This window comes from Pseudomonadota bacterium, assembly GCA_030859565.1.
Classification (GTDB): Bacteria; Pseudomonadota; Gammaproteobacteria; order JACCXJ01; family JACCXJ01; genus USCg-Taylor.
In genome coordinates, this window is sequence record JALZJW010000166.1 from 1 (window position 1) to 7,196 (window position 7,196).

5 protein-coding genes and 2 pseudogenes are annotated in these 7,196 nt (G+C 61.1%); 3 read left to right on the forward strand and 4 right to left on the reverse strand.

Annotation, left to right across the window (positions count from 1 at the left end; genetic code table 11):
* Positions 1 to 372 (reverse strand): hypothetical protein (locus M3436_18015; protein ID MDQ3565907.1); only part of this gene is annotated, 372 nt, incomplete at its 3' end.
* A 621-nt stretch (positions 373 to 993) separates the two neighbouring features.
* On the reverse strand, positions 994 to 1,986 hold the full coding sequence (locus M3436_18020; protein MDQ3565908.1) for an IS1634 family transposase: 993 nt from the start codon (positions 1,984 to 1,986) through the stop codon (positions 994 to 996).
* Positions 1,987 to 2,152: 166 nt separating this feature from the next.
* Here M3436_18020 and M3436_18025 point away from each other — a divergent pair, with 166 nt between their 5' ends.
* Genes M3436_18025 through M3436_18035 form a run of 3 tightly spaced genes read left to right on the forward strand, consistent with a single transcriptional unit; the run spans position 2,153 to position 5,385 of the window.
* On the forward strand, positions 2,153 to 3,370 hold the full coding sequence (locus M3436_18025) for a site-specific integrase (GenBank protein ID MDQ3565909.1): 1,218 nt from the start codon (positions 2,153 to 2,155) through the stop codon (positions 3,368 to 3,370).
* A 6-nt stretch (positions 3,371 to 3,376) separates the two neighbouring features.
* A complete protein-coding gene (locus tag M3436_18030; protein MDQ3565910.1) occupies positions 3,377 to 4,357 on the forward strand; it encodes a tyrosine-type recombinase/integrase in 981 nt (326 codons plus the stop codon).
* Entirely contained in the window at positions 4,354 to 5,385 is a 1,032-nt protein-coding gene (locus M3436_18035; protein ID MDQ3565911.1) for a site-specific integrase, read from the forward strand. The genes M3436_18030 and M3436_18035 overlap by 4 nt, the downstream gene beginning before the upstream one ends.
* A gap of 89 nt (positions 5,386 to 5,474) precedes the next feature.
* Here the strand turns inward: M3436_18035 and M3436_18040 are convergent.
* A pseudogene (locus M3436_18040) lies at positions 5,475 to 6,362 on the reverse strand (IS1634 family transposase).
* 188 nt (positions 6,363 to 6,550) lie between these two features.
* A pseudogene (locus M3436_18045) lies at positions 6,551 to 6,816 on the reverse strand (AbrB family transcriptional regulator).
* Positions 6,817 to 7,196: the final 380 nt, after the last annotated feature.

Below are 7,196 nucleotides of genomic sequence, written 5' to 3' on the forward strand. Positions count from 1 at the left end.
GTTAAAAGGCGCCTCATAATAGCGGTTAAATTCGTCCGCACCGCTAGGCTGTAAGTACAGTGTAGTCTTGCCGGCCTGGCGGTGGCGTATACTATACATGCCCTTCGGCAGCTTCGCCCCGAGCGGCGCGCGAAACACCAGAGAAAACTGTTCGGTCTCGGCAGTTTCATAGATGTCATAGACATCGGATAATTTCATCCGTACCCTTTTCTTGCGATCCTCGCTGACAACGACAAAGGTCTCGCCGAGCAGACCCAGAAAGACCTCCTTCCACGTCCGCACCCCCGGGCCCGCGGTCCGTGTTCTAGGCGCCAAGGCGTGGGCGATATCCGTGAACCCCGCCGCATAGCCCATGATCGCCGTCGCGACCATGGTCCGTAGAAGGCGATACGCCGACTAGGCATCCCGATCGCCATGTTCCTCTCCTTATTCAACACCTCGTCGGCGTCGCTAAACACTCGTCGTGCGATCGATGGATTCATAACATATTTAGTGCGTTATGTCTCGTCTCAGGACCGGCTGTCAGCCCGATCTACCCCCAATAGGTCAGAGGCTAGCGATGCGCTGCGTCTTCCGCTTGAGGTGAAACCAGCGCGGTAGTACAGGCGTCCGCCTCGCTACCCGCCGCTTCGCCATGCCATAGTTCTGAAACATCAGCGGGTGGCGCAGATCCGCTCGAAGGGGGATTGCGGCGATACTACTACGGTTTCATAGAAAGGATGGGATCATCCTTGCTGAATGTGCCATTCAGACCCGCAAGGGGACCAAGGTCACGTGGGCGTCGGGAGAGACCTACAGAACGATAAGAGATGAGAACGAATGCTACGTGGCGCCCGAGGGTCTGCATCGAGGTGCTTTGTTCGAGCAACACCGATCAAGGGCAATGGGCGCCGGTAGCCCATCTTTCTCAACTGGAGGGGGTACCCAGCCTGGAAGGCGCATAGATTGGGCTACGCGGTCAAAAGGTCTCCACTACAAATGGGCTGGATCGCTTCAGTGTACGAGTTGGCCGGCGGCGGTGATTCGCGGGGGCGGTTGCGGTGGCAGGGTGAGGCCAAGCCGTTCCAGCAAGAGTCGCTGGTCCGGGTTGGGTTCGGTGTAGCGACTCAAGATCAGGATGCGGCCATCGGTGGTCGGGAAGTGGACATCGAGCATCTGGATGCTGGCGAGCTTGTCGAGCACGGCACGCGAGGGGAGACCCGGCGCCAACGGCTTGAGTTGCGCCCTTAAGGTGATGTGCAGGCAGTAGGCCATGAAGGCGACGAAGATATGCGCTTCGATGCGCCTTTCGAGTTGATGGTAGATGGGGCGAAGCTGCAGATCGTCCTTGAGGTTTTTGAACGCCGCCTCGACCTCGGTGAGCTGGATGTAGAATTGCCAGAGATCCTCCGGATCCCGCCCACACAGATTGGTGCGCAGTAAGTAGCGCCCCTCGCGCTGGCGCACCTGTCGCAGCTTGTGGCGATCGAGCCGGAAGGAGAAGATCGGTTGGGCCTTGCGGAGTTCGTTCGTGGCACCGGAGGTCGCGGGTTGGGGCGGGGTCTCTGAGGCCGCAGGTTTCGGTAACACGACCTTGATCAGCCGCCAGGCAGCCCGATAACGCCCCTTGGCCTCGCCCAGCTTGAGCAGTAACTGGCGCGTGTCGTTGAACTTCATCTGCTGCAGTTGCTTGAGGCGCTGCACCAGCCCCTTGAGCTGCCGCTGGCGCATGGCGCGCTGCATCCTCGGCGCGCCAAGCAGGGCCAATCCCTGGCCCTGGCTTCCCTTGTGGATGCGATCGCGGCTTTCGGCGAACACATATAGTTCGCCGTCCTGCGGTAACAACTTCACGCTGACACCCGTGCGCACCGCTTGCCAGGTCAAGGGTAGAAGCTTTCGTTCCAGTCGAGTGAGCCTGCCCCTCGGCGTGCCGACCAGGTAGTACACCGGCGGATCGGCCGTGCGCATGTCTTCGAGCACTTTCTCGGTGGGAATGCCGCGGTCCATCACAGATGTCGAGCTCGACATCTGTGATGCTATGTTGAGTACTCAGTTATGTGGAGTGATAGTGGTTACTCGATTGCACAAACCGGAGTTCCAAGGCGTTTGCTTCACATAACTGATCGGTCCGGCGTAACGTATTACCTCCGTATCTACCGGTTCGGAGGTCATCATGCTTCGCCAACTTTTCCCCCGCGGTTACCCGCTTTATGAACAATCTCGATTTGCTCAGGACCTTGAAGACTTCGATTCTTGGCTTGAGGCCATGGGTTACGGCCGCGGGTGCATCCGCGGTCATCTGTTTCGGCTCAAGCGCTCGCTTGAACGGATAGCACGCGCAAAGCCTGGCTCGGCGTACACTGTTGCCCAACTGGACAGGGGATTTGGCGCAGACTGCACGGCTCGGAAACGCACGGCGCTGTATCGGGCCACGCAGCGTGCCTACCAACGCTTCCTATTGTCCCAAGGACGACTAACGTCCCCGGCTGTCGACGAGCCGTTCACGCAACTTTGTCGGGAGTACCGACAACACCTCATCGAGCTACGCGGGCTGGCAAGCGAGACGGTCCAGCATCATGACAGGACCGTCACCGACTTTCTGCACCGTGCGCTACCGTCAGGCCAGGATCTCGGCTCTCTGACCCATGCGCACGTCGAGCGCTATCTGGCGCTCGCCAGCAAGGGGATCAGCCGCCAGCGCCTGCAACATATAGTCGCGCATCTGCGTGCTTTTCTGCACTACTGTTACGACCGCAACAGGATCAGGCTACCGCTCCATGTGATCGATACGCCGCGCGCCTATCACGATGAGCTGCCGCCGCGGGCGCTCGACTGGTCGCTCGTCCAGGCGCTGCTCCGCTCGATCGATCGGTCAAGCAAGTCGGGTTGGCGCGATTACGCCCTCCTGCATCTGCTGGCGCATTACGGACTGCGACCCTGCGAGGTGGTGTGTTTGCGCGTCGATTCCATTGACTGGGCCATGAGGACCCTCAAGGCCGAGCAGTGCAAGACCCGGTCTACGCTGGTGTTACCGCTCGCCGAGCAGACAGTGTCGGTCCTGCGCCGTTATCTGGCTCAGGGACGATCCCGTAGCAGTCACCCGGAGCTGTTCCTGCGTGCCCGCTGTCCGGCCGGGCCCCTGACACGCTACGCCGTGACCGATGTCTTCGACAAGCGCGCCGAACAGAGCGGCCTGCCGATCGACGGTTATTCGGCGTACAGCCTGCGCCATGCCTTTGCGATGCGACTCCTCACACGCGGTGTCGGCGTCAAAGTCATCGGAGATCTGCTCGGGCATCGCAGCCTCGCCAGCACCTGCCTGTACCTGCGTCTCGATACCAACATGTTGCGCGATGTCGCATTGCCGGTACCCAGGCCGGTCCAGGGATAGGGGGCGATGATGCGTACCATAAGCCCTTTAGCCCGCTTGGATACAACGCTTGCCGCTTATCTCGCGCACCGCCGCTCACTCGGCCGAGACTGTGAGCAGGAAGAGTGGGTGTTGCGCAGGCTGCGCCGATTTCTGGTCGAAAGGCACGCCGTCGACCTCGATCAGCGGGCCTTCGATGACTGGCGCGGCACATTTGGCCACCTCCACCCCAACTCTCGCTATACGTATGAGAGCGTCGTGCACAACTTCTGTCGCTACCGACGCCGCTCGGAACCGGACTGTTTCCTGCCCGACCCAGCCGGCTTCGCGCGGCCAATCCCCCATGCGCTGCCGAGCCTCATCGAACCTCACCAGATCGCCCGAATGTTGGAACTCGCCTCGGCCTTGCGGCCGGCTCAAAGCTCACCGCTCCGACCCGCAGTCATGCGCGTGGCACTCGTGCTGCTCTACACGACAGGACTGCGTCTTGGGGAACTGCTACGGCTGACCTTGGACGACATCGATCCACAGGCAGGCGTGCTACATATCAGAGAATCGAAGTTCCATAAGTCGCGATGGGTCCCCGTGTCGCCATCTGCTTGCGCGGAGCTGCGCTGCTATCTGCGGATCCGCCGGGAGCATCGAGTGGATGCGCGCCCCAGCGCGCCGCTCCTGTGTAGTCGACGTCATGGGTGGCGTCCGTACAGCCCAAACGGATTGTACCAAGCCCTACACGCGCTGTTCGATGCCGCCGGTGTGCACGACAGCGAGGGTCGCTGCCCGCGTGTCCATGATATCCGTCATAGCTTCGCAGTCCAGGCGCTTTTACACTGGTACCAGCAAGAAGGCGACGTGCAGGCGAACCTACCCAAGCTCGCGCTTTACATGGGACACGTATCGATTATCTCGACCGCCTATTACCTACGCTGGATGCCGGCCGTGGTGGCGTGTGCCAGTGAGCGCTTCGAGCGCAGCTTCGGACGGTTGGTTCAAGGAGGTCAGCCATGAAGGCCGTACCACCGACGGAACTTGGCCAGGGGATCCTACGGTTCTTCGAGGACTATCTGCCGGCGCAGCGCGGAATGAGTCCGCACACCATCCACAGCTACCGCGACGCCTTGGTCTTACTACTGCAGTTCGTGGCGCATGATGCAAACCGACGGGTCGAGGAGCTGCAAGTCGCTGATCTCAATGCTGAGCGCGTCGCAAAGTTCTTGGCGTTCCTCGAGACCGATCGGCACAACGGCATCGCGACCCGCAATGCACGCCTCGGTGCGATCCACGCCTTTGCGCGTTTCCTCGCGGCCCAACGGCCCGAGTACCTGGGTTACCTCCAACGCGTGCTCGCGGTCCCGTTCCGACGCGGCGCAGGCGAGGCACCGATCGAGTACTTGGAGAGCGCCGAGATCGACGTACTGCTCAAGAGCATCGACCAGTCACGGCCAGCCGGCCAGCGCGACTACGCGCTCTTTGCCCTGATGTTCAACACCGGGGCCCGCGTTCAAGAGGTGCTGAACCTACGGCGCCGCGACATACGGCTCGACCCCCCATGCCAAGTTCGGCTGCAAGGTAAGGGTAACAAGGTGCGACTGTGCCCGATTTGGCCCGCCACCGCCCGGCTGCTGCGCGAGCTGATCAAGACGGCACGGCCATCGACCACCGACCCCGCCGATGCGCCGCTTTTCACCAATGTGCGCGGTCAGCCGCTCACTCGATTCGGCGTTTGGTATCTCCTACGCAAGCACATCGCCGCCGCCGGCCAGCAGGTCGCTACGCTTCGCGACAAACGCATCCATCCGCATTCGGTGCGCCACAGCACGGCGATCCATCTGCTCAAAGCCGGGGTCGATTTTGCGACGATCAGCCATTGGCTCGGCCACGCGAGCCTCAACACCACCATGCGCTACGCGCGAGCCGACCTCGATCTCAAACGCCAAGCACTTGCCCAGGTTTTCCCAGAGACTCTCGGGCCACCGCGTGCCGGTCGCCTGCTCATCAACGGCGCTGATCTGATAGGTCGGTTGCGTCGAATGTAGGTAAGTTATGTAGAGTACATCCACCGTGATCCCCCGGACAAACCTGTGTCGTGGACCACCAACTCCACATAACTGAGTACTCAACATAGCATCACCCAGATCCGTTCCGCTCTTCCGTATTGCGTTTCGATCTTCTGCAAGAACATCTTGAGCGTGGTCTTGTCGGCGGTGTTGCCCGGCAGCACTTCGTAGGCGATGGGGAAACCCTCCGGGGTCACGATCAAGGCAATGACGACTTGCACGCAGTCGCGCCGCTTGTCGCGGCTGTGGCCAAAGCGGCGCTTGTCCTTTTCGTCCTGCGGCGGCGGGGATTCGAAGTAGGTGCTCGTCAGATCGTAGAGCAGGATCTCGAAACGGGCGCCGAACAGGTCCTGCCAGCGCCCGGTCAGATGATGGAACAGCGCGCGTTTGTGGGGCAGCAGCTTGTCGAGGCAACGATACAGCGCATTCTTCTCTACCAGCGCGTAGTCTGCACCCAGCAGATCGGCCATCGCGCTTTGCTCAAACCACAATCGGTGCAGGCGCCATTCGCTGCCGGGATCGAGCAAGCGGTAAACCACCAGTGTCTGCACAATGTGTCGCCAACGGGTGCCTTCTCGACTATCCGGCAGGCGTGCTTGCCAGAAGTGATCGAGCCCAAGTTGCTCGTACAACCGGCAGGCAAGCCAGCAGGCGCCCCATTGCCGCGGCCGATGCAATTGCATGGCGTCCAGCCGCACCTGGACGCTATAAGCCTTGGCGTGTTCGGGTAGCTCGCGCTCGACGGGAAATAACGCGAGTTGCGTGCGCCGTCGCGTGTCTTCATCAAACACCTCGATCACCCGGCACCAAGCCTCGTGCTGGCTGTCGTTGATCTCACCCAGATACAGGACCTGGCGTTGCACCACTCTACCATCGGCACAGCGCTTGGCTTCGACAATGTTCCAGTAGCAGTGCTCTTTGCCGTCTTTGAAGCGCCGGTTGCATCGCAAATCCATAATGCCGCCCCATTGTATGCAAAACCCGGCGGCTGACAAGACACTTGGTCTACACTACAGCCAGTTCGAAACTCGACCCCGAGTGTTTATGCGCCTTCCCGAAGGGTAAACCTCGAAAACTCGGCATTTCCTAAGGTGGGTTGAGAAAGATGGGCTAGCGAGCAGGGCCGAGGCGTCGAGCACCGCCTTCACCGGCTTTCTTCCATTTCGGCGTCTCGGCGGCGCTGGGTCAGCAATTCGGACGCGAGGCTCTTTCCCACCGGCAGGCGGGCAAAGCGGTCCTTGAGGCGGCGCCGGATCGCCTCCCGTATCTCGAGGATCAACCGGCCGTTTTCGAGGCGGGCGACCAGCGTGTCGCCGAGATCGAAACCGAGCAACCGCCAAAGCTGGGCCGGGGTGACCAGGCGCCCCTGGGGGCGAGCTGTACCTCCGTGGGCGATGTGAGGTATGCCATAGCGTTACAGATGATGGCACATCGAGATCATTCGTGCCACTGCTGGATCTGCGAGGAGGGGCACGAGATGGATCGGGGCACGCATCGATAGCGAACCCCCGGCCGCGGCCACTCACACCCCGGCCAGACGACCGCTGCTGGTCCCGACCAGGCATGGCCGTGTGACCCGGTGCTGCGCCCCGGCTCTCATGGCAGAGTATCTCAAGTGCTTCGTGCACATCTATATGGACACGCCGAAACGTATCCAGGCGTTCGAATACCCAGAAGGCCGGCCGTTTCTTCAGGGTCACGCGTGAAGGGGGATGCGCAATCATCTGTAGCTCGCGGCCGAGGTTATGGGCGAGGAGCACCGAGAGCAGGTAGATCTGATTCCCAACCCA

Bases quoted from the DNA above. Each gene is read 5' to 3' on its own strand.
- M3436_18020 (MDQ3565908.1), bottom strand. From the start codon at position 1,986: ATGGACCGCGGCATTCCCACCGAGAAAGTGCTCGAAGACATGCGCACG.
- M3436_18025 (MDQ3565909.1), top strand. From the start codon at position 2,153: ATGCTTCGCCAACTTTTCCCCCGCGGTTACCCGCTTTATGAACAATCT.
- M3436_18030 (MDQ3565910.1), top strand. From the start codon at position 3,377: ATGATGCGTACCATAAGCCCTTTAGCCCGCTTGGATACAACGCTTGCC.
- M3436_18035 (MDQ3565911.1), top strand. From the start codon at position 4,354: ATGAAGGCCGTACCACCGACGGAACTTGGCCAGGGGATCCTACGGTTC.